Origin of the sequence: Magnetovibrio sp., from assembly GCF_036568125.1 — a bacterium.
GTDB lineage: Bacteria > Pseudomonadota > Alphaproteobacteria > Rhodospirillales > Magnetovibrionaceae > Magnetovibrio.
The window spans coordinates 26824-48153 of the sequence record NZ_DATCTF010000016.1; the positions used below are offsets into that span (position 1 = coordinate 26824).

Genomic DNA, 21330 nt, shown 5'->3' on the forward strand with positions numbered 1-21330 from the left:
CATTGAAACGGAGCGCCCACTGAAATGGGGCGTCCACGCGCCCGCGCCACCCCACGAACGGTACACGAACGGTAAAAGCAGCCATGTCCAACAAGCCCAAAAAGACCGCCATCAGCGTCAGCCGCGAAAACAACTTCCCCAAGTGGTACCAGGAAGTGATCAAAGAGGCCGACATGGCGGAAAATTCCGGTGTCCGTGGCTGCATGGTGATCAAGCCGTGGGGCTTCGGCATCTGGGAAAACCTGCAGCGCCGTCTGGACCAGCGGATTCGCGAAACCGGTCACCAAAACTGCTATTTCCCGCTGTTCATTCCGCTGGAACTGATCGAAAAAGAAGCCGCGCACGTCGAAGGATTCGCCAAGGAAATGGCCGTGGTCACCCACCACCGCTTGGTCGCCAAAGACGGCAAGTTGGTTCCTGCGGGTGAATTGGAAAGCCCGTTGGTGGTGCGCCCGACCTCGGAAACCATGATCGGCGAAAGCTTCGCCAAGTGGATCCGCAGCTATCGCGACCTGCCGGTGATGATCAACCAGTGGGCCAACGTGGTGCGCTGGGAAATGCGCCCGCGCCTGTTCTTGCGCACGTCGGAATTCCTCTGGCAGGAAGGCCACACCGCCCACGCCACCGAGCAAGAGGCCCGCGACGAAACCGCGACCATGTTGGAAGAATACCGCAAGCTTGCCGAAGACTGGCTGGCGATACCCGTCATTCCTGGCGAAAAGTCCGCATCGGAGCGCTTCCCCGGTGCCGTGGAAACCCACACCATCGAAGCCATGATGCAAGACGGCAAGGCGCTTCAGGCCGGCACGTCACATTATCTGGGGCAGAACTTCGCCCACGCCGCCGACATCAAATTCCAAGACAAGGACGGCGGCGAAAGCTTCTGCCACACCACGTCTTGGGGGGTATCGACGCGCATGATCGGCGCCATGATCATGACCCATGGCGACGATGACGGCTTGCGCGTGCCGCCGACCATCGCGCCGCACCAGATCGTCATTCTCCCCATTGCCCGCGACGACGAAGCCGCCGCCCGGGTGCTGCCCGCCGCCGACGCGCTGGCGGAAAAACTCAACAACACCGTCGCATTCGGCAACGTGGTGCGCGCCCATGTCGACAAACGCGAAGTCAATGCCGGTGAAAAGCGCTGGAGCTGGATCAAAAAAGGCGCGCCGATCGTGGTCGAACTGGGCCCGCGCGACCTGGACCAGAACACCGTCATGGTCACCCATCGCACCGACATCTATGGCAAAGCCTCCCAAGACAGCGACGCCTTCGTCGCCACCGTGCGTGAGCAACTCGAAGCCATTCAAAAGACCTTGTTCGATGAAGCCAAAGCCTATCGCGACGCCCGCGTGCGCACCGACGTCACCGACTTCGAGGCGTTCAAGACAGTCTTCGCCAACGACGATCACGCCACATCCGGTTTCGTGCGCGCTTACTGGTGTGAGAGTGTGGAAAGCGAAGAAAGCCTCAAAGAGCTCGGCGTCACCATCCGCTGCCTGCCTTACGACCAACCCACGGAACCCGGCACCTGCGTGCTGACCGGCGCGCCCGCGACCAAGCAGGCCATTTTCGCCAAGGCGTATTGATCGCCCATAAAATCAGCCTTATGCGCTGGCCCCGCCGTCGATGGGCAGCGCCACGCCGTTGATCGCACGGGCTTGGTCGGAAGCGAGAAACACCGCTAAATCGGCGACTTCCTCCGGTTCGGTCAAGCGACCGTTGGGGCTGTCCGCTGCACACGCGGCAATCGTCTCGGTCACGTCCAAACCGCGTTGGTGAGCCTCGGCGGCCAGCATCGGCGTGTTGACGTCACCGGGGCAGATCGCATTGATGCGGATGTTTTCCGCAGCGTGATCCAGCGCCATGGCTTTGCTGAACAGCACCACAGCCCCCTTGCTGGCGCAATAGGCCGCTGCCCGCTCGCCACCTTGCAGCCCCCAGTCGGAGGCAATGTTGACGATCGCCCCACCGCCTTGATTGCGCAACGCCGGCACCACCGCGCGCGACAGATAAAACACCGCATCCAAGTTGACCGCCATGGTCTCGCGCCACTGATGATCCGTGGTGTCTTCTGCGCGGGCGCGATGAATAACGCCCGCGTTGTTGACCAGAACATCGACGCCGCCGAATGCGCCAATCGTCTCGGACACCAAATCGGCACAGGCTTGGGCGTCGCATAAATCGCCCGACCATGTGCGGACGTTTTCAAGTTCCGCCACGGCGGCGTGCAATCGCTGCGCATTGCGCCCCGCCGCCATCACCCGATAACCCGCACCCGAGAACGCCCGTGCTGTGGCCGCGCCGATACCACTACTGGCGCCGGTGACAATGACGGTTTTCAACCGGCTCTGCGTCATTTTGGTCGCAACTCCCATGTCTGTGTCCCACTTAAGTCTATGAAGCATGAGTACGAAGGATTTGTCGATGAATTGAAAATTTCAATTTTCACCATGTGAAAATCGCCCAAGGCGCCGACATGTTAACAGATGAGACTATTGCGCCCGGTGTACGCTTCGTTACACTGATTTGCCTAAAACTAAGCTCGAGGCTTAATTCTTGAGCATAAAACGATCCTTTGGGAGGAACATACTATGCGTCTCGTCAGTGTTGCCGCGCTTGCCGCCGGCATTATTGCAACATCCGCCACCGGCGCTCTCGCCAATTGCGACAGTGGCGAAATGGTCATCAAGTTTTCACACGTGGTCGCCGCCACCGGTCATCCCAAAGGCGATGCCGCCACGATGTTGGCCGATCGCGTCAACAAGGAGATGAACGGCAAGGCCTGCATGGAGGTGTTCCCCAACTCCACGCTGTACGATGACGACAAGGTGATGGAAGCCTTGTTGCTGGGCGACGTGCAACTGGCCGCACCTTCGCTTTCGAAATTTGAGGCCTACACCCTCAAATACCGCGTGTTCGATCTGCCGTTCATGTTCTCCAGCCAAGCCGCGTTCGACAAATTCACCACCGGCAAGGACGGCAAGGCATTGCTTGGCGCTGCATCCGGCAGCGGCTACCAGGGCTTGGGCTACTGGTTCTCCGGCCTGAAGCAATTCTCGGCTAAAAAGCCTTTGATTGCTCCGAGCGACGGCAACGGCCTCAAGTTCCGCGTTCAGACCTCCGACGTCGCCGTGGCGATGATCGAAGCGATGGGCGGTTCGGCGCAAAAGCTGGCGTTCAAGGAAGTCTATGGCGCGCTGCAGACCGGCGTCGTCGACGGTCAGGAAAACTCCTGGTCCAACATCTACACCAAGAAATTCTTCGAGGTGCAGGATGGCGTGACCGAAACCAACCACCAGGTGCTGGCGTACTTGCTGGTGACGTCCAAGGAATGGCTCGACAGCCTGCCCGCCGACGTGCGTGACCAATTCGTGAAAATCACCGAAGAAGTCACCCTGGCCGCCAACGCTGCGGTCGGCAAAAAAGAATCCATGAACCGCGCCAACATCATCAAGGCTGGCGGCACGGTGCGTGAACTGACCCCGGCACAACGCAAGATCTGGGTCGACACCATGAAGCCCGTTTGGGACCGTTTCGAAGGCGACATCGGCAAGGACTTGATCGAGTCCGCCGCGTCGTCCAACAACTAAGTCACCTTTGCAACCACCGTTCGGGTTTGAACGCCCGAACGGTGTATTGTCTTGGCGTACTACGCGTTCGCACGGTCTTGAGGGAGGGTGTCTTATGGGTCTCACGCTTGCGATTCTGGTTTTTCTCGCCCTGCTGTTCGTAGCCGAGCGCATCAAACCGGATTGGGTTCAAAGGACCGAGGAAAACATCCTCGCCATCTTGCTCGCCACCATCACGGTCGTGTCTTTCGCGCAAGTGATCGCGCGCTACGGCTTCAATATGGGCTGGGGCGGCGCTCTTGAATTCACCCGCATTCTGTTCGCGTGGATGATCCTGTTCGGCATGGGGTTCGGCATCAAGATGGGTACCCATCTCGGCGTCGACGCCTTGATCCGTAAATTTCCGCCGCCCCTGTTCAAGACCATCGCCCTGTTCGGCGCGCTGTGCGGCGTGTTCTACGGCGTGATCTTGCTGTCGGCGGATTGGCTGCAACTGTTCGGCGCCAACACCAAGGGCGGCGCCATCGTTTATTGGTCGAAATTCTTCAAAATCGGCATCGGTTTGGACGATCTGCGCTATCCGGCATGGTTCATGGACCTGTTCGGCGTGCAAGAACGCGTCCACCGCTGGCTGGCCTACATCATGTTGCCCCTGGGCCTGGCCTTGTTCGCCTACCGCTGTCTTCAGGCCGTCCTGCAGATCTGGCGCGGGGATCGTGAACTGATCGTCGCCGGTCACGAGGCCGAAGACCTGGTCGCTGAAAACAAAAACTTGCTGAGGGACTAGGTCGCGTCATGGAAGGTCTCATTCTTTTCGTTATGGTTCTGACCCTGCTGTTTTTGGGCGTTCCCATCGCGGTGTCTCTTGGGCTGTCCAGCATCATTGTGATCGCATTCTTTTCCAACGACTCCATGTCCTCGGTGGCGTTGCAGTTGTTCACCGCATCGCAGAACTACACCCTGTTGGCCATTCCGTTCTTCATCTTGGCGTCGTCGTTCATGTCGACCGGCGGGGTTGCGAAACGCATCATCCGGTTCGCCATCGCCACGGTGGGCCATTTTCGCGGCGGTTTGGCGATGGCCAGCGTGCTCGCCTGCATGATGTTCGCGGCCCTGTCCGGATCGTCGCCCGCCACCGTGGTGGCGATCGGCTCCATCGCCATCGCAGGCATGCGCCAAGTTGGTTACACCAAGGATTTCGCGGCGGGCATCATCGCCAACGCCGGTACCCTGGGCATCTTGATCCCGCCGTCCATCGTCATGGTGGTGTACGCCGCCGCCACCGACGTTTCGGTAGGCCGCATGTTCCTGGCCGGCGTCATGCCGGGGATCGTCGCAGGGCTGATGCTGATGATCGCCATTTACGTGATGGCGCGGATCAAAAACCTGCCGTCGGGGGAATGGCAAGGCATTGCCGAATTCGTCGCCGGCGGCAAGGACGCGGGTTGGGGCTTGTTCCTGATCGTGATCATCATCGGCGGCATTTACGGCGGCGTGTTCACGCCCACCGAGGCAGCCGCCGTGTCGGCGATTTACGCCGGTGGCGTGGCGCTGTTCATATATCGCGACATGGGGCCGCTCAAGGACATTAAATGGGTGAGCGACGACGCGCCGTTGAAGACCCGCGTCGGCTTCATGGCTTCCGTCTATGCGGTGTCGTTTTATTTCGTGTGGTTGATCCTGTCGTTCTTCATCATGCGCGAGACGCCGTTTGCCTCGCGCGCGCTGTTCGGGCTGGCGCCGGTGGCGATCATCTTGTTCGGCTATCCGTACAAAAAGGGCCTCGCCAATCCGTTGGCTTTTCTCGCCAGTCTCGGCGTGTGGCGGCGCAATCTGGGCCTGATCGCGGTGAAGTTCTTCCCCGCCCTGATCCACGACGATACCCGCAAAGTGCTGATCGATTCATCCAAGACCATCGTCATGTTGATGTTCATCATCGTCAACGCGTTGCTGTTCGCCCACGTGTTGACGTCGGAACGCATTCCCCAGCACATCACCGAATGGATGGTCGGGGTCGGCTTCAACTGGTTCACGTTCCTCATCGCCGTGAACCTGCTGCTATTGCTCGGCGGGCAATTCATGGAACCGTCGGGCCTGCTTTTGATCGTCGCCCCGGTGGTGTTTCCCATCGGCATGGCGCTGGGCGTCGACCCGATCCACCTGGGTATCATCATGGTGGTGAACATGGAAATCGGCATGATCACGCCGCCGATCGGCCTCAATCTATTCGTGACCTCGGGCATAACGGGGATGAGTCTGGTTCAGGTGGTCAAGGCCGCGCTGCCGTTCGTGGCGGTGCTGTTCGTGTTCCTGATCATCGTCACCTATGTCCCGGCGCTGTCCACGTGGTTGCCCTACGCCCTGATGGGGCCGGAGATCGTCGGTCACAGGTGACGCGGTTTTACGATGCCAGTTGAAGCTCGGTTTCCAAATACGAAATGATGTCGTTGGATTCGTAAAGCCAAGTGACTTCGCCGGATGCATTTTCGATGCGCAAGCAAGGCACCTTGTGCTTGCCGCCTTGGCTGGTCAGTTCTTCCTTGAACTGGGCGTTGTTTTTGGCGTCGCGCAGTTCGATGTTGAGCGCGTGCTTGCGCATCACCCGGCGCACCTTGACGCAAAAGGGGCAAGCCTCGAATTGATAGAGTGCCATCGGTGCGGTCTTGGCGTCGATGGCGGCTTGCGCGGCCGGATCGCGCTTGATCGGTTGGGGACGGGTGAGAAAGTCGATGGTCAGGACCAAGCGTCCCAGCAGCCAGCGCACGAACTTCATTGGTAGGCTCCAATTTTCTGATTTTGATCGGGGTCTGTCTTTTAGCCTTTTTTGCGCAAGCGGCACACAAAAAAACCTTCGAGGTAGTCCGACGGCAGCACCCGGACGGCGTGTTTCAGGTCTGGGTGGAACGGTTGGCCATCCCACGATTTCAAGCCAGGGGCGCGCCCAGGGATGTCGAGATCGATGGGTTCGATGGATGCATCGACGTTGTGCTTCAAGTGCCGCGACACCGGACCTTCGTTTTCTTCCGGGCCGAAGGTGCAGGTGGAATAGATCAGCACCCCGCCCGGCTTGAGGACCTTCCACGCCGCCGTGAGCATCTTTTGTTGCAGGTAGCTCATCTTGATCACGCGTTCCACCGACCAAAAGCGCAACGCGTTACCGTGGCTGAGGTCCAACATCCCCTCGCCGCTGCATTGCGCATCGAGCAAGATGCGGTCGAAGTGATGTTCCCCTGGGCCGCCGCCCATTTCATCCACGTGACGGTCGATGAACTGACCTTCGAAATTGGTGATGGTGGCGTTTTCGACGTGAAAGGTGGTGAGCACCTCTTCGAGTTTTGACAACCGCGGTTTCATCGCGTCGTTGGCGACAATCACCGCCCCGCCGCCCGCCAAGGCTTGGATATGCGAGGTCTTGCCGCCCGGCGCGGCGCACACGTCCAAAATACGTTCGCCCGCTTGGGGGGCCATCGCCAACGCAGGAATAAGGCTGGAGGCGTTTTGAATGTAGACGTGGCCGTCTTGAAACAAATCCGATTCCGCCAGCACACGTTTGTCGCTGTGCAGGTGATAGGCGCCAGGGCACCACGCAATGGGTTCCCGTTCAGCGCCGATGGCGTCGAGCTTGGCCAAGATTTCCGCCTCGTTCAGCGGCGACAGCGCGTTGATGCGGATCGAACTTTTGAGCTGAACCGAGGCCATGCGTTCCGCCAGCGCTTCGCGCACGCCGAAAATTTTGCTCAAGCGGCTCAAGTAGGTTTGACGCAGGTTGAGCTTGCCGCCACCTCGCCCGCCTTTGCCGGGACGCGCCATCAGTCGTCGTCCTCGTCATGCTTCGATTTGCGCCGTACTCCTTCGATCAACACCGTGATCTCGCCCTTGGGCTTGTCTTCTGCGAACTCCTCGACCAATTGGGACAACGGACCGCGATGATAGCGTTCGAACATCTTGGTCAGTTCCAGCGCCACCACCGCTTGACGATCGCCCAGGACCTCCAACGCGTCGGCCAGCAACGCGCCGATGCGGTGCGGGCTTTCATAGATGATCAAGGTGTGCTCGGCCTCGCGTTCGGCTTCCAGCATCTTCTTGCGCTTGCCCGATTTGCGCGACGCAAATCCCAAAAACGTAAAGCTCGACGTCGGCAGCCCCGACGCCACCAGCGCCATGGTCGCGGCGTTGGGGCCGGGTAAGACCTCGACCTTCACGCCTTCGTCCAACAAGGTGCTGATGACCCGGTAACCGGGATCGGATATGCCTGGCAAGCCTGCGTCCGAAACCAACCCCACCGCGCGGCCCTCGTCGATCAGGGAACGGATACGCCCAACCGTGCGCGCTTCATTGTGTTCGTGGCACGAAAAGGTCGGATGCGGCTTGTCGATACCAAGGTGGCTGAGCAGCTTGGCCGAAACGCGGGTGTCTTCGCTGGCCAGGGCGTCCACGGCCTTGAGCGTTTCCACCGCGCGAAAGGTGATGTCGCCCAAATTGCCGATGGGTGTGGCAATGACGTATAGGCCCGGTTCCAACACCCCTTTGGGTGCGGCCAACGGCGTCGGCGCGGGCGCGTTGGCGCCGCGCCGGTCGGACCGTTCACGAGAACCGTGCGGGGGGCGCGTTGAACGCGCGGAACGGGACGAGCGCTTTTGCGCCATGGCGGGATGCTCCGAAACAATTGAGCCCCTTGATAGCACTCTCCGTGCCCCCGTTACCAGATTGCATATGAATTAGAAAACTTCTTTGAGTTGTGTTTTTCCAAAATACACGCATAATTTGCTTCTTATCATCATTACACCTATTTCGAGCTTTCATCATGAAGCACATCGTTTGGTTGACGTTCGCCGCCGCGATCATCGCGTCCGTCCCCGCCAACGCCGCGAACGGCTTCGACACCTGCGGCGCGATGTTTCCCGGTGGCGTCATCCCCGCCCCCCGGTCGCAAACCGTGCTGGACCTGTGCAAGCACTCCGAGGGCGAGGCGTTGTTCGCGATCCGCTTCGACACCACCCGCAAAATCCCTAATTGGACCGTGCATCGCCTGACGCCCGAGCAGATGGCGCAGATCACGGCCAATTCCGGTACCAGCAAGCGGCCCAAATTCACCCCCGACACGGACATTCCGGCGGACGATCAAGCCGTCGACAAAAGCTATGTCCGATCCGGGTACGCACGCGGCCACATCGTGCCCGCCAACGACATGAGCTGGCGCAAGGATGCCTACGACGCCACCTTTCATTTTTCCAACGTGGTGCCGCAAAAACAGACCTTCAACGCCGGAACCTGGCTGGGTGAAGAAGACGCCTTTCGTGCATTCGTGGCCGCGAAAAACGTCCCCATGTGGGTCTTTTCCGGCGTTTACGGCACCGTCGAGGACGACCCGGCCACGACGGACGTGAAGGAAGGCCCGATCATCGGCACAGCCCCCTTTACGCCCAACGTGCCGAAATGCTTTTACAAGATCGTCGTCGCCCGACCCGCCCCCGACGGCCCTTACAAAGTGCTGGCTTCGCTGTTTCGATGGAACGATTACGGCAAACGCACCACCTGGGTGAACGCCGTCACCCCGTTGGAAACCGTCGAGGCTCGTAGCGGCATCGATTTTCTGGCCGGGCTCGACGTGGAAAGCGATTTCGACGCTGCCTATTGGGGCGTCGAAACGCCCAACACCCCAGGGGACTGCCCATAAGGATAAGGACTTGCACCCCCAGTTCCTTGCGTTTAGACAAGGGACAGAGCACCGTTCGTGCGTGCAGAAGGAGTGTCGTCCATGAGCCATAACCGCACCGTATCCGTCGTTGGACTGGGCTATGTAGGTCTTCCGGTGGCGGTGGCGTTCGGCAAGCTTGGCCGCACCGTGGCGTTCGACATCTCCCTCACCCGCATCGCGGCGCTCAAGGCCGGTCATGACATCACCGGCGAGGTCGAAGACACCGACTTGGCGGCGGCCGATTTGCTGCTGACCACCGAGCCCGCCGACATCGCCCAGGCCGATTTTCACATCGTCACCGTGCCGACCCCGGTCGACGCCGCCAACAAGCCAGATTTGCTGCCACTGGTGGCGGCCTCGACCACCATCGGCGCGCACCTCAAAAAAGGCGACATCGTCGTCTACGAAAGCACAGTCTTTCCCGGTGCAACGGAGGAAGTCTGCGTGCCGGTTTTGGAAGAAATGTCGGGACTGAGCTGCGGCGTGGATTTCACCGTCGGCTATTCGCCAGAACGCATCAACCCGGGCGACAAGGAACATCGTTTTGAAACCATCACCAAGGTGGTGTCGGGACAAGACGCCGCGACCCTGAAAATCGTCGCCGACGTTTACGGATCGGTGGTCAAGGCCGGCGTGCACCAGGCCCCGACCATCAAGACCGCCGAAGCCGCCAAAGTGATCGAGAATACCCAACGCGACCTCAACATCGCGCTGATGAACGAACTGGCGCAAATCTTCGAACGGCTCGACATCGACACCAAGGACGTGTTGGAAGCCGCCGGCACCAAGTGGAATTTCTTGAAATTTTCCCCTGGTCTGGTGGGCGGGCACTGCATCGGTGTCGATCCCTACTATCTGACATACCGCGCCGAACAGATGGGCCATCACCCGCAAGTCATTCTTGCCGGGCGTGAGATCAACGACGCCATGGGCGCGTTCATTGCACGCAACGCCGTCAAATTGATGCTGCAGCATCGTCAAAACGATGGCGCGACACCCAGCACCGTGACCGTACTGGGCCTAACGTTCAAAGAAAACGTACCCGACCTGCGCAACACCAAAGTCATCGATGTGATCGAAGAATTGATGACCTACGCCATGAACATCCAAGTTCACGATCCCATGGCGGTCCCGGCGGAAGCCCAGCATGAATACGGCATCGAACTGACCCCCACCGACAAGCTGGAGGCCACCGACGCGGTGATCTTGGCCGTGCCCCACGCAGCCTATATCGACGGCGGCTGGGATCTGGTCACGGGCCTGTTGAAAAACGGCCGCGGCGTGGTCATCGATGTGCGCGGCGTCTTGGATCGCGAGGCGACCCCCGAAGGGGTGACCTTGTGGCGTCTTTAGACCCGAAACTCACCACCAGCCTGTTCGACCAGGGCGCGCCCGAAACCTTCATCGGTCCCCGTCCGCACGCGTTCAACGCCGCCGCCTACTGCGTGTCGCGTCCAGCCCAAACGCACCCGGATAAAACAGCGCTGATCGTGGTCAGCGATCCCGTAAGTTTGGAACCGGCCGAGCGTTGGAGCTACGCCCAACTGGACGACGCCATCCGCCGTCTCGCCGCCGGGCTCAAACACATGGGTTTGCAACCGGGCGAACGGGTGATGTTGCGCCTGGGCAATCACAGCACCTTTCCGCTGATGTTTTTCGCCACCCTTGCGGCGGGCGGCATCGCGGTGCCGACGTCGTCGCAACTGACCGGGCGTGAGGCGCGCTTCATATCTGAAGATTGCGGGGCGCGTTTCATCTGCACCTCGCGCGATCTCCATCTCGACACCCAGCCTGATGGATGCGGCCAACTGCTCGAAGACGACATCCGCGACCTGATGACGGGCGATGACCGTGCCGACTACGCCCCTACCTACGCCGACGATCCGGCGTATATCGTTTATACATCCGGGGCGACATCGCGGCCCAAGGGCGTGCTGCACGCACACCGCGCGGTGTGGGCGCGGCGTATGATGTATGAGGGCTGGTACGGGCTCAGCAACACCGATCGCATGTTGCACGCGGGCGCGTTCAATTGGACCTACACCCTGGGTGCCGGCTTGATGGATCCGTGGGCGGTGGGCGCGTGCACGATCATCTACAACGGCGAAAAGGACCCCGGCGTGTGGCCGCGCCTAGCCGACAAGCACAAGGCCACCTTGTTCGCGGCGGTGCCGAGCCTTTATCGCCAGATGCTCAAATACGCCGATCACATCGCAGAAGGCTTCGCGCACCTGCGCCATGGATTGACGGCGGGCGAAAAGCTTTCCGAAGCGGTGCGCGACAACTGGCGGAACGCCACCGGAAAACCGCTCTACGAAGCGCTGGGTATGAGCGAATGTTCCACCTATGCCTCAAGTGCGCCTTTGGTACCGATCAAGCCCGGATTCACCGGCCGTCCTCAGCTTGGGCGACGGGTGGCGGTCCTCAGCTTGGAAGACGCCAGCACCGAAACCGTGCCGATCAACCAACCGGGTTTGCTGGCGCTGCACAAGGACGATCCCGGTTTGATGCTGCGCTATTGGAACCTTGACGCGGAAACCCGTGCGGCGTTTCGCGGCGATTGGTTCCTCACCGGCGATATGGCGGCGCTGGACGAAGACGGTTATCTACAATACCTGGGCCGCGCAGACGATTTAATGAACGCCCAAGGCTATCGGGTAGCGCCGCAAGACGTCGAAGACGTCTTGATCCATCACCCCGGCGTGCACGAATGCGCCTGCGCCGAAATTCAGGTGCGCGATGACCTCAGCCTCATCGGCGCGTTTATTGTTGCCGAAGCCCATGTCGAGGTGACCGCAGACGACCTCGCCGGGTTCGCCGCTGAACGCTTAGCCGCGTACAAGGTGCCCAAGCAATTCGTCTTCGTCGATGCCCTGCCCCACACCCCAACGGGCAAGGTTTTGCGCCGCGAACTGCCCGCATTATTCACGCGGATCAAACAAGCTTGAGATTGGGGCCATCTTTGGCGTTGGCGCTTTTTCCGGCGCTACGATTTCCCACCATGGCGTAGAATGCATCGACGGTCATCGGCTTGCCGTACAGGTACCCCTGCAAAATATCACAACCCTGTTCTTGCAGCCACGCGGCTTGGCCTTGGGTTTCGACCCCTTCGGCAATGACCTTGAGGTTGGATCGTTGCGCCAACGCCAACACCGCGGTGACCAACGAACGGCTGTCTTCGCTTTCGGGCAGGTCCATCACGAACATACGATCGATCTTGAGGGTCGTGAACGGAAAGCGGTGCAGATAGCTGAGCGACGAATAACCGGTGCCGAAATCGTCGATGGAAATGCTCACGCCGACCTCAGCCAAATCCTTCAAGGTGATTTCCGCTTCATGCGGGTCTTTGATCAGCAAACCCTCGGTGATCTCGACTTCTAGGGCCGCTGGCTCCAATTGGTGCTTGAGCAAGGCCGTTTTAATAGTCGCGGCCATATCCGAGCCGATCAACTGCACCGGCGAAATGTTGACCGCGACATGGAACTCGGGAATGGCATCCCGCCATGCACGTGCATGGCGGCAGGCTTCGTCCAAAACCCATTGACCGAATTCAATGATCAATCCGGTGCTTTCGGCGACGGGCACAAACTCGTCCGGTCCGATGGTTCCCAATTCCGCGTCGTGCCAACGCAGCAGAGCTTCTGCGCCAATGATGCGCTCCGACTTGGCATCGACCAGCGGCTGGAACGCCAAGGATATATCGCCGCGTGCTTTCGCCCCGGCAAGGCGGGTTTGGATCGCCAAGCGCCGCGCGGATGCCGCGTGCATATCCGACGTGAAGGTCCGATAGGTGTTCCGCCCTCCGTCCTTGGCCGCATACATGGCGGTATCGGCCATCTGCAACAGGCCGGTGGCGGTATCGGTTTCGGTATCGGCAAACGCAACACCCAAGCTGATGCCGACATACAGACGATGGCCGGCAACCTCCAAAGGACGTTCGAATGCGCTCAAGACCGCTTCGCAGACCTCGGCGGGCACGCTTCGTTTGCCGCGGCACGGCACGATCAGAACGAATTCATCGCCGCCGAAACGCCCCGCCAGACTGCCCAACGGCGCCTTTTGGTGAATGCGCGCCGCCGCTTCTTTCAAGGCTTCGTCACCGATCACATGACCCAAGGTATCGTTGACGATGCGAAAATCGTCCAAGTCGCCCATAATGACGGCGAAGGGACCTTCGGGACTTTGATTTTCATGCAAGGCGTCGGCGAGATGTTCCAGCAACAACACGCGATTGGCCAAGCCGGTCAAGGGGTCGTAGTTGGCCAGACGTTTGAGGCGTTCTTCGTAACTGCGCCGCAAGGTGATATCGCGGATGAACAGGGAAAACCTGGTATGGCCTTCGGTCTTGATCGGCGTCAGGGTGATTTCCGCGGGGAACCCTTCACCGGTGCCGCGCACGGCGTAGGTTTCAAAACGTTCACGTTCCATCAGTTTACGTACGCCATCGGGCTGGCGGATGGAAACGGTGTCGGGGTCCATCAAAAACTCGGAAATTTCTCGCCCAACCAGATCGACTTGAGGAACGTTGAACACCCGTTCGGCAGCATGGTTCGCATGCCGGATGTAACCGCTTTGCGAACACATCATCACAACATCGTCGGATGCTTCGACCACCGCAGTGTTGCGCCGTTCGCTTTCATTGAGCGCATCGACCAAACGGCGATGATAGAGCCCATCCATCTGTTCGCGATTGGCACGGGTGGCGGCGAGGCGCCAGCTGCCGAACCCCAAGATGATCAAAACCAGCGCCATCAAAGCGGCTTCGGGGGCATGTTCGACGACTTGCTCCATGTACCAATTGCTCATCGGTACACGTGAAATCAACACCCAGTAGGGATCCGAATTATCCGTGATCACGGCCTGAGTTGGGGCTGGAAGCTTGGCGATAGCGAAGATATCTTGGCCCGCAACCACCTTAACGGAAACATCGGAAACCTGCCCCCAGACATCGGGAAAAAGGTCTTGCAAGCGATCGTCACGCCCAAACATAAAGGCCCACTCAAGGTCCTGACGGGGACCGATCAGCCAATAGCCTTGGGCGTTGGTGAGGAAGCCTTCGCTCAGTTTGGACGCAAACGTTTGGCGCACATGGGCAAGAAAGTTTTCCGCCAGATAGTTGAGCACCACCAATCCATAGCGTTTCCCCCCGACATCGACGGGCGCGACGAAACGAATCATTGGCTTGTACGGGGTTTCGACCATCCGCCCTTCGAGGTTCAAATCGAGCCGTGAGATAAAGATCTGACCTGCCGGAAGATCCATCCCATCCTTGAAGTAGTACCTTTGACGTTTATCTTGCAGCATGGCGCCGGGGACGGCTTGCGCCTCGTGATTGATCAGGTTGATGCGCACACGTTCCATGCCTGAGGTATCGATAAAGCGCACCTGATCGAAGACCTTTTTGGCGTCCGAAAAGGATAGAAACGTGCGTTCCAAGCGTTGACGGTGTTCTTCATTGGGGGCGAGCACATAGCCGACGAGATTTTCATCACGGACCAAAAAATTCAGATCCGATACGGCCGTGTTCAAGGCTTCGCGCAGATTGATCCGCGCTTCGTTGATTTTCGTCGTTTCCCGATCGATGATCGTCGTGCGGGCGTGATTCACGTTAAGATTGAATACGAACACGCCTGCGACCAGCACCGCCAGAAAAATGGGCGTGAAAATATAAAAGAAGTACTTCCGCGCCAAACCCGCGCTTAATTTTGCGCCACCGGAAGCGGGCTCTATTTTGTGCAAACTATCCACGGTCGTACATGATCTCGGCTATCTATCGGTCGGGGCGATGGGATCTTTATCGCCTATCACATTGTGCCCCTATCCCTATCTGATTGCATTAGAAAATGCCGCAGGAAAGCTTTTCATTTGCCAATAAGATCAATCGAGTTTTCATCATGCGCGCAATTGCAGCCCAAGCGCGCAAATCATTCCCCAAACGGGGATTGCCAACGTGCACCCATCACGATGCATTCGCCATATCGGCACGAGCTGAGGGTGCACAAAAAACCCAAACAAAACCACAGGTTGATATCCACCCTAGAATTAAACATCCTTTTGGCAGCATAACTGAATTCAACTTCAGACCGCCAACTGAAGGTCCTGAAATTTGAAATATGATTGAAAATGTAGACAAGCCGTGCAAATTGTTGAAAATTGTTGTATAACGCTGTTCGTTGTTGACTTCGCTAGGCCTGTCCTTCTTGCGCAAAACACGCATGTAAGTAATGCCCTTTATGACGACGCAGCAATCTCATCCTACACGGATCGTAGGGTGTACCATGTTTTGCCAAGTTAAGGAGTACCCATGGCAACCGGCATTGTTAAGTGGTTCAACACCACCAAAGGTTATGGCTTCATCACCCCTGATGAGGGCGGCCCTGACGCTTTTGTTCACATCTCGGCCGTGCAGAGTTCTGGCCTTCAAGGCCTCAACGAAGGCCAAAAGGTTCAGTTTGAACTGCATGAACAACGCAATGGCAAGATGGCTGCTGAGGACTTGGTCGCGCTCGACTAATCCCGGACATCTACTACTGACGATAGAAAACGCCCCCAGATCCTGGGGGCGTTTTTTTTTGCGGATAGACTGCAAACGCTCAGCCGCTGGGAATGGCCATGCCCCGCGCGCGCAATCCCGCCAGAACCCGCTTGCGCGCATAGTCCAGGGCGAAAATCGCAAATGGCCCGATCCACGCGACGGCGTAAACGCTCAGATCCACAGGTCCGGTGCCCAGCACCGTCGACAACGGCGGAAAATACAAGATCGCCCAAGAGAACACGATTTCGAACACGATCCCGCCGACGATCAACGGGTTGGACAGAAAGTCCAGACTCAAGCCCGATCCGGTGCGCGAACGCCGCCCGAACAGGTTGCCGATCTGCATCAAGATGATCGACGACAGCGTGATCCCGGTCGCCGACAGGTACAAGGGGTCTCGCACGGACAGATCCGCGCCCCAAACCCATCCACCGTCGAACAGCACCCAGAAAAACAGGCTCAAGGCGAACGCCGCTTCGATAAGGCCCAAGAACAGATAACTGTGTGCGATCAGCGGAAACGTCAGCAGCCCTTGTTTGTGATCGCGGGGCGGTTGCTTCATCACTTCGGGATCGGGTTTTTCCTGGCCGAGCCCCATGGACGGAATGATGTCGGTACCCAGGTCGATGGCCAAAATTTGAATCACCGTCATGGCGAGCGGCACCGGGAACAGCATGTACAGCAAATAGGGCAAAATTTCCGGACCGTTGCTGACCAACACATAGTTGGTGAACTTACGAATGTTGTTGAAGATGGTGCGGCCTTCTTCGATGCCGTTGACGATGGATGCGAAGTTGTCGTCGAGCAAGATCACCTGAGCCGCCTCGCGCGCCACGTCGGTACCGCTTTTGCCCATCGCGATGCCGACGTCGGCGGCTTTGAGCGCCGGGGCGTCGTTGACGCCGTCGCCGGTCACGGCCACCACCTTGTTCAATTCATGAAAGGCCGAGACCACTTTCCATTTTTGTTCCGGCGTGGTGCGGGCGAACACGGTGATGCCGTCCTTGAGCTTCTGCACCAATTGCACCTTGCTCAACCGCGACAGTTCCGCACCTGTCACGGTGGCCGACCCGGCCGGGGCATCCGCGGCGACAATGCCCGCGCGCCGCGCGATGGCTTCGGCCGTTTCGGGATGGTCGCCGGTGATCATCACCACCCCGATGCCGGCCGTGTGGCAAGCCGCCACCGCACCTGGGACCTCGTCGCGGATCGGGTCTTCGGCACCGATGAAACCTTTCAGGATCAAGTCTTGCTCAAGCTGCTCCTGCGTCGCGTCACCGTCTGAAGCGTCCGCCAGTTGGCGATACGCCAAGGCGATCACGCGCTGGCCGCTGGATGCCATCTTGTGCACCACATCTTCGGCCGCAGCCAAACGCTCACCGTCCAGATCAACCACCGAACCGTCCGCCAGGGCCACCCGTTTCATCAGCGGGCGCAGGCTTTCCCAGGCGCCCTTGACGCAATAGTCGGTCTTGTCGGCTTGACGCCACACCCCGCCTGCACGGCGTTTTTCGTCGTCGAAGGAAAAGCGTTTGATCGTTGCGTCATTGACCGCCTGGAATATACCTCCGTCGGCAATGAACGCTTCGGCCACCGCCACATCCAAGGGATCGCCGCGCAGCCCGTTTTCGCCTTCGCCGACATCCGACGCCGCCAGCGCCATGCCCAACGCTTGGCTGCGCAATGCGTTTTCCAAAGGTTCAGCCGTCTGCGGATCGTTCAGCGCCGTGATCGCCATTTGGTTTTGCGTCAAGGTGCCGGTTTTGTCGGTACAGATCACGTGCACCGCGCCCAACGCTTCGACCGCGTTGAGCCCCTTGACCAAGACGTTGCGCTTGGCCATGCGCAAACTACCCATCGCCAGCGACAGGGTAAAGGTCGGCAACAAGCCTTCGGGTACGTTGGCGACGATGATGCCCATCATGAACACCAAGTTGACCCACAGCGAGCGTCCGGTGAACACCCCGTAAGCAAAGAAGATCGCCCCCATGGTCACGGCGATGTAGGTCAACACCCGCACCATGTGCCCGGTTTCGCGTTCCAGCGGCGATGCATTTCGCTTCACTTCGTGGGACAAGGTAGCGATTTTTCCGAATTCGGTGCGCCCGCCGGTGGTGAACACCACCGCCTGGCCCCGGCCCTTTTTGACCATGCACCCGGCAAACAGAACGTTGATGCTTTCTGTGAGTATGGTGTCTTGCGCTTCTGCTGAAAGGCGTACCGGATGGGCTTCGCCGGTCAGTGGGGCATTGTTGACGATCAGGTCCTGAACCTCGATCAGGCGTGCGTCGGCGGGCACCTTGTCGCCTTCGGACAGGCTCAGCACGTCGCCGGGCACCAATTGTTCGGCGAGGATCTGCATTTCTTGGCCGTCGCGGCGCACTTGTACGTTTTGCGGCAGGAACTTGCGCAACGCCTCCATCGCTCGTTCGGCGCGGTATTCTTGAACGAAACTGAACAAGGCGTTGAGGATCGACACCCCCAGCAAAGCCCAGCCGAGGATGTTCATACCCTCGCCTGGCTGGATGCTATCGGCGACGAAACAGATCCCGGCGGAGATATCCAACAGGATGGAGAAGAAATTGGTAAACTGACGGCCCAAACTTTTCAGCCATACGAGACGCCGGGTTTCCTCCAAGGTGTTGAGGCCGACTTCGTTGAGGCGTTCCTCGACTTCACGCGCGCGCAGACCACCTTCGCGGCTGTGGAGAAAACGATAGACCTGCTCGGGAGGGATGTTTTGGATCTGGCGCTGAAAGGATTGACCGTCCACGACTCACACCCCTCGATAAATGGCGACATCGCATGGCGTGTCGCGCAACACGACCTCGATGGGATTGCCATATAAGAATGGGGCGCTGAGATCTCGCCACGAGGCTTCCATCAACACCAAATGCGATTTATGGCGGTTGGCGTCGATGATGACTTCCTGCGCCCAGTCGTCGGAAACTTTCACATTGGCGTCGACTTTCCAGTGGTCCAGGCCGATCGCATTAGCCAGTTCGACGCTCAGCCCCTTAAGGCTCGCCCAGCCTTTTTCGCGCAGGGATTGGGCCTGATTGTTAAGCAACCGGCGAAACAGCTGACGCTTGATCATCATCACGCGCAGCAATTGAATGCGTTCGATATCCGGGGCGAAACGTTTGAGAATTTCGACGGCGGTCAAATACCCTTCCAGATCGCCCGCCACTGGCACCAAGAACCGCCTCGGCGCGCCCAAAAGGCCGGGTTGCGCCACCCGCACCGCCATCACGCTGAAGCTTTTGTCGCTGAGCAATTTCGCCGACACGGTGGCGGTTAAATAACCGCTGCCGCCCGGTTTCAGGCGTGCGCCGCATACCAGCAACGTTTCCGGCGTTGCGGGCACATGAGCTTTTAAATCGTGAAAGATACGATCCGCACCGGAACCCGACGATGCTACCACATCCAAAGACATCTCCACCCCGACGTCGGCGCATTCGCGCTTGAGCAATTCTGCCTTGTCACGGACCTCGTCGGCACGAATTTCGTCGGTGTTCACATAGATCACACGTAAATGATGATCGGGATCGTGACGCGCCAAATTCACGGCATACCACGCCACCCAATCGCCATTGATGGAACCGTCGTAGGCTAGATGGATCACAGTGCACCTCGCTCAACAGGGAACACTTAAGTATCGCACGAACGCATTGATTGCGCATGAAAAAACGGGAACCCGGCAGAGCCGAATTCCCGTCTTCCATGTTTTATTCATCCCACCAATTAAGCGCGTTACGCCAATTCGTCAGTGGCAATGTGATACTTGGGGTCTTCGATCACGTTGACTTCAACTAGGTCCTTGGCGCGGTGCAAAAGCTTGCGGCATTCCGGGCTGAGATGACGCAAGTGCAGACGCTTACCGCGACGCTCGTACCGTTCCGCCAAGCTGTCGATCGCTTCCAGGCCGGAGTGATCCGCCACCCGGGAAAGACGGAAGTCCACCACCACGTCGTCGGGATCGTTCTGGGGGTCGAACAGGTCGCGAAACGACGTTACGGAGCCGAAAAACAGCGGCCCTTCCAACTGATATTCCTTGCCGCCTTGGGCGTTGATGATCGTGCGCGCCTGCATGCGCGAAGCGTTGCCCCATGCGTAGACCAAAGCCGAGACGATCACGCCCACCACCACGGCAATGGCCAAATCGGTGAACACCGTCACACCGGAAACCAAGATCAAGACGAACGCGTCGGAACGGGGAATTTTGTGCAGGATGCGAAAGCTCGACCATTCGAACGTGCCCAGCACCACCATGAACATCACGCCAACCAACGCGGCCAGCGGTATCATCTCGATCAGACTGGAGGCGAACAGGATGAACACCAGCAAAAACAACGCCGCCGAAATGCCCGAGGCGCGCCCGCGGCCACCCGAATTCACGTTGATCATGGACTGGCCGATCATCGCGCAACCACCCATGCCTCCGAAGAACCCGGTAACGATGTTGGCGGTGCCCTGACCGACGCATTCACGGTTTCCGCGCCCGCGGGTGTCGGTGATTTCGTCGATCACGGTCAGCGTCAGCAGGCTTTCGATCAAACCCACCGCCGCCATGATCACCGCATAGGGGAAGATGATGGTCAGCGTTTCCCAGGTCATCGGCACCATTGGAATGTGAAATTCCGGCAGCCCGCCGGCGATGGACGCCATGTCGCCGACGGTGCGCACGTCCAAACCCAAGCCGATTGCCAATGCCGACACCACCAAAATCGCCGCCAACGGCGCGGGGAAGGCTTCCGTCAGCTTGGGCAAAAAATGAATGATCGCCATCGCCAACGCCACCAGCGCCAGCATGATGTAGAGCGGCTGGCCGCTCATCCACTCACTGCCACCGTCCGGCAGCTTGATCTGAAACTGGTTGAGCTGCGCCAGAAAAATCACGATCGCCAAACCGTTGACGAAGCCGAGCATCACTTGATGGGGCACCATGCGGATGTATTTACCCAACCGCAACGCCCCTGCCGTCACCTGCAAAATGCCCATCAACACCACCGTGGCGAACAGATACTCGACGCCGTGATCCGCCACCAACGAGACCATCACCACCGCCAAGGCGCCGGTCGCACCGGAAATCATACCCGGCCGACCGCCGACCACCGCCGTGATCAGCCCCACCATAAAGGCGGCGTACAGGCCGGTCAGCGGATTGACCCCGGCGACGAACGCGAACGCCACGGCTTCGGGCACCAGCGCCAATGCCACGGTCAGGCCGGACAATACATCGGCCTTCATGGAGATGGCCTTGCGGTAATGAAGATCGAACATGCGCTCACTCACCCAACAAGAGACGGAACGGATACAAAAAATCGCGGCTGGTGTCGGGTTCTCCAGCCGTTGGTAATCCATGCATTTCGGAATAGGGCGTTCATACCAGCCACCACCTCCAGGCGGTACCGCACCCAGAACATGGCAGATATGCAATTATCACATAGCACGGATCTCAAAACCAGTGCGGATGCCCCAACACGGCCCAACCCGCGTGATGCCGAATGTCTGCTAACATG

The 21330-nt window shown here is 59.0% G+C and carries 17 protein-coding genes; 9 read left to right on the forward strand and 8 right to left on the reverse strand.

The window, feature by feature from the left end; genetic code table 11:
• The first annotated feature begins 83 nt into the window (after window positions 1-83).
• Entirely contained in the window at window positions 84-1592 is a 1509-nt protein-coding gene (gene proS, locus VIN96_RS14270; RefSeq protein ID WP_331897030.1) for a proline--tRNA ligase, read from the forward strand.
• A gap of 18 nt (window positions 1593-1610) precedes the next feature.
• Here proS and VIN96_RS14275 read toward each other — a convergent pair whose 3' ends face one another.
• The gene (locus VIN96_RS14275; protein ID WP_331897031.1) at window positions 1611-2363 is read right to left on the reverse strand and encodes an SDR family oxidoreductase; all 753 of its coding nucleotides are present in this window, start codon (window positions 2361-2363) and stop codon (window positions 1611-1613) included.
• A gap of 234 nt (window positions 2364-2597) precedes the next feature.
• Here VIN96_RS14275 and VIN96_RS14280 point away from each other — a divergent pair, with 234 nt between their 5' ends.
• The 3 genes from VIN96_RS14280 to VIN96_RS14290 all read left to right on the forward strand — a co-directional run bounded on the left by VIN96_RS14280 (window position 2598) and on the right by VIN96_RS14290 (window position 5969).
• Complete coding sequence (locus VIN96_RS14280; RefSeq protein WP_331897032.1) at window positions 2598-3596, forward strand: DctP family TRAP transporter solute-binding subunit; 999 nt, start codon at window positions 2598-2600, stop codon at window positions 3594-3596.
• A gap of 94 nt (window positions 3597-3690) precedes the next feature.
• Entirely contained in the window at window positions 3691-4362 is a 672-nt protein-coding gene (locus tag VIN96_RS14285) for a TRAP transporter small permease (protein WP_331897033.1), read from the forward strand.
• Between the two features lie 8 nt (window positions 4363-4370).
• Window positions 4371-5969: a TRAP transporter large permease gene (locus VIN96_RS14290; RefSeq protein ID WP_331897035.1), complete on the forward strand. Its 1599-nt coding sequence runs from the start codon at window positions 4371-4373 to the stop codon at window positions 5967-5969.
• A 7-nt stretch (window positions 5970-5976) separates the two neighbouring features.
• On the opposite strand, the gene VIN96_RS14295 is transcribed toward VIN96_RS14290, so the two are convergent.
• The 3 genes from VIN96_RS14295 to rsmI are packed head-to-tail and all read right to left on the reverse strand — an operon-like array spanning window position 5977 to window position 8221.
• A complete protein-coding gene (locus tag VIN96_RS14295; RefSeq protein ID WP_331897036.1) occupies window positions 5977-6348 on the reverse strand; it encodes a glutaredoxin domain-containing protein in 372 nt (123 codons plus the stop codon).
• A 41-nt stretch (window positions 6349-6389) separates the two neighbouring features.
• Window positions 6390-7385 (reverse strand): RsmB/NOP family class I SAM-dependent RNA methyltransferase, encoded by a 996-nt coding sequence (locus tag VIN96_RS14300; protein WP_331897038.1) that lies wholly within the window; start codon window positions 7383-7385, stop codon window positions 6390-6392.
• A complete protein-coding gene (rsmI, locus tag VIN96_RS14305; protein ID WP_331897040.1) occupies window positions 7385-8221 on the reverse strand; it encodes a 16S rRNA (cytidine(1402)-2'-O)-methyltransferase in 837 nt (278 codons plus the stop codon). Before rsmI ends, VIN96_RS14300 begins: the two co-directional genes overlap by 1 nt.
• A gap of 158 nt (window positions 8222-8379) precedes the next feature.
• Here rsmI and VIN96_RS14310 point away from each other — a divergent pair, with 158 nt between their 5' ends.
• From VIN96_RS14310 to VIN96_RS14320, 3 genes are all read left to right on the forward strand, one after another.
• On the forward strand, window positions 8380-9252 hold the full coding sequence (locus tag VIN96_RS14310; protein ID WP_331897042.1) for a DNA/RNA non-specific endonuclease: 873 nt from the start codon (window positions 8380-8382) through the stop codon (window positions 9250-9252).
• 81 nt (window positions 9253-9333) lie between these two features.
• The gene (locus VIN96_RS14315) at window positions 9334-10626 is read left to right on the forward strand and encodes a nucleotide sugar dehydrogenase (RefSeq protein ID WP_331897044.1); all 1293 of its coding nucleotides are present in this window, start codon (window positions 9334-9336) and stop codon (window positions 10624-10626) included.
• Entirely contained in the window at window positions 10614-12221 is a 1608-nt protein-coding gene (locus tag VIN96_RS14320) for an acyl-CoA synthetase (RefSeq protein ID WP_331897045.1), read from the forward strand. The genes VIN96_RS14315 and VIN96_RS14320 overlap by 13 nt, the downstream gene beginning before the upstream one ends.
• On the opposite strand, the gene VIN96_RS14325 is transcribed toward VIN96_RS14320, so the two are convergent.
• Window positions 12208-15021, reverse strand: a complete 2814-nt coding sequence (locus VIN96_RS14325; protein WP_331897046.1) for a putative bifunctional diguanylate cyclase/phosphodiesterase — start codon at window positions 15019-15021, stop codon at window positions 12208-12210. The two genes, VIN96_RS14320 and VIN96_RS14325, sit on opposite strands and share 14 nt — an antisense overlap.
• Window positions 15022-15116: 95 nt before the next feature.
• On the opposite strand from VIN96_RS14325, the gene VIN96_RS14330 reads away from it, so the two are divergent.
• Both VIN96_RS14330 and VIN96_RS14335 read left to right on the forward strand, forming a co-directional pair.
• Window positions 15117-15383: a hypothetical protein gene (locus VIN96_RS14330; protein WP_331897047.1), complete on the forward strand. Its 267-nt coding sequence runs from the start codon at window positions 15117-15119 to the stop codon at window positions 15381-15383.
• A gap of 194 nt (window positions 15384-15577) precedes the next feature.
• The gene (locus tag VIN96_RS14335; protein WP_331897048.1) at window positions 15578-15787 is read left to right on the forward strand and encodes a cold-shock protein; all 210 of its coding nucleotides are present in this window, start codon (window positions 15578-15580) and stop codon (window positions 15785-15787) included.
• Window positions 15788-15866: 79 nt separating this feature from the next.
• On the opposite strand, the gene VIN96_RS14340 is transcribed toward VIN96_RS14335, so the two are convergent.
• The 3 genes from VIN96_RS14340 to VIN96_RS14350 form a co-directional block, all read right to left on the reverse strand.
• The gene (locus VIN96_RS14340) at window positions 15867-18581 is read right to left on the reverse strand and encodes a cation-transporting P-type ATPase (RefSeq protein ID WP_331897049.1); all 2715 of its coding nucleotides are present in this window, start codon (window positions 18579-18581) and stop codon (window positions 15867-15869) included.
• A 3-nt stretch (window positions 18582-18584) separates the two neighbouring features.
• On the reverse strand, window positions 18585-19433 hold the full coding sequence (locus tag VIN96_RS14345; RefSeq protein ID WP_331897050.1) for a universal stress protein: 849 nt from the start codon (window positions 19431-19433) through the stop codon (window positions 18585-18587).
• Window positions 19434-19561: 128 nt separating this feature from the next.
• Window positions 19562-21091, reverse strand: coding sequence for a SulP family inorganic anion transporter (locus tag VIN96_RS14350; protein WP_331897052.1), 1530 nt, complete (start codon window positions 21089-21091; stop codon window positions 19562-19564).
• Between the last annotated feature and the right edge of the window lie 239 nt (window positions 21092-21330).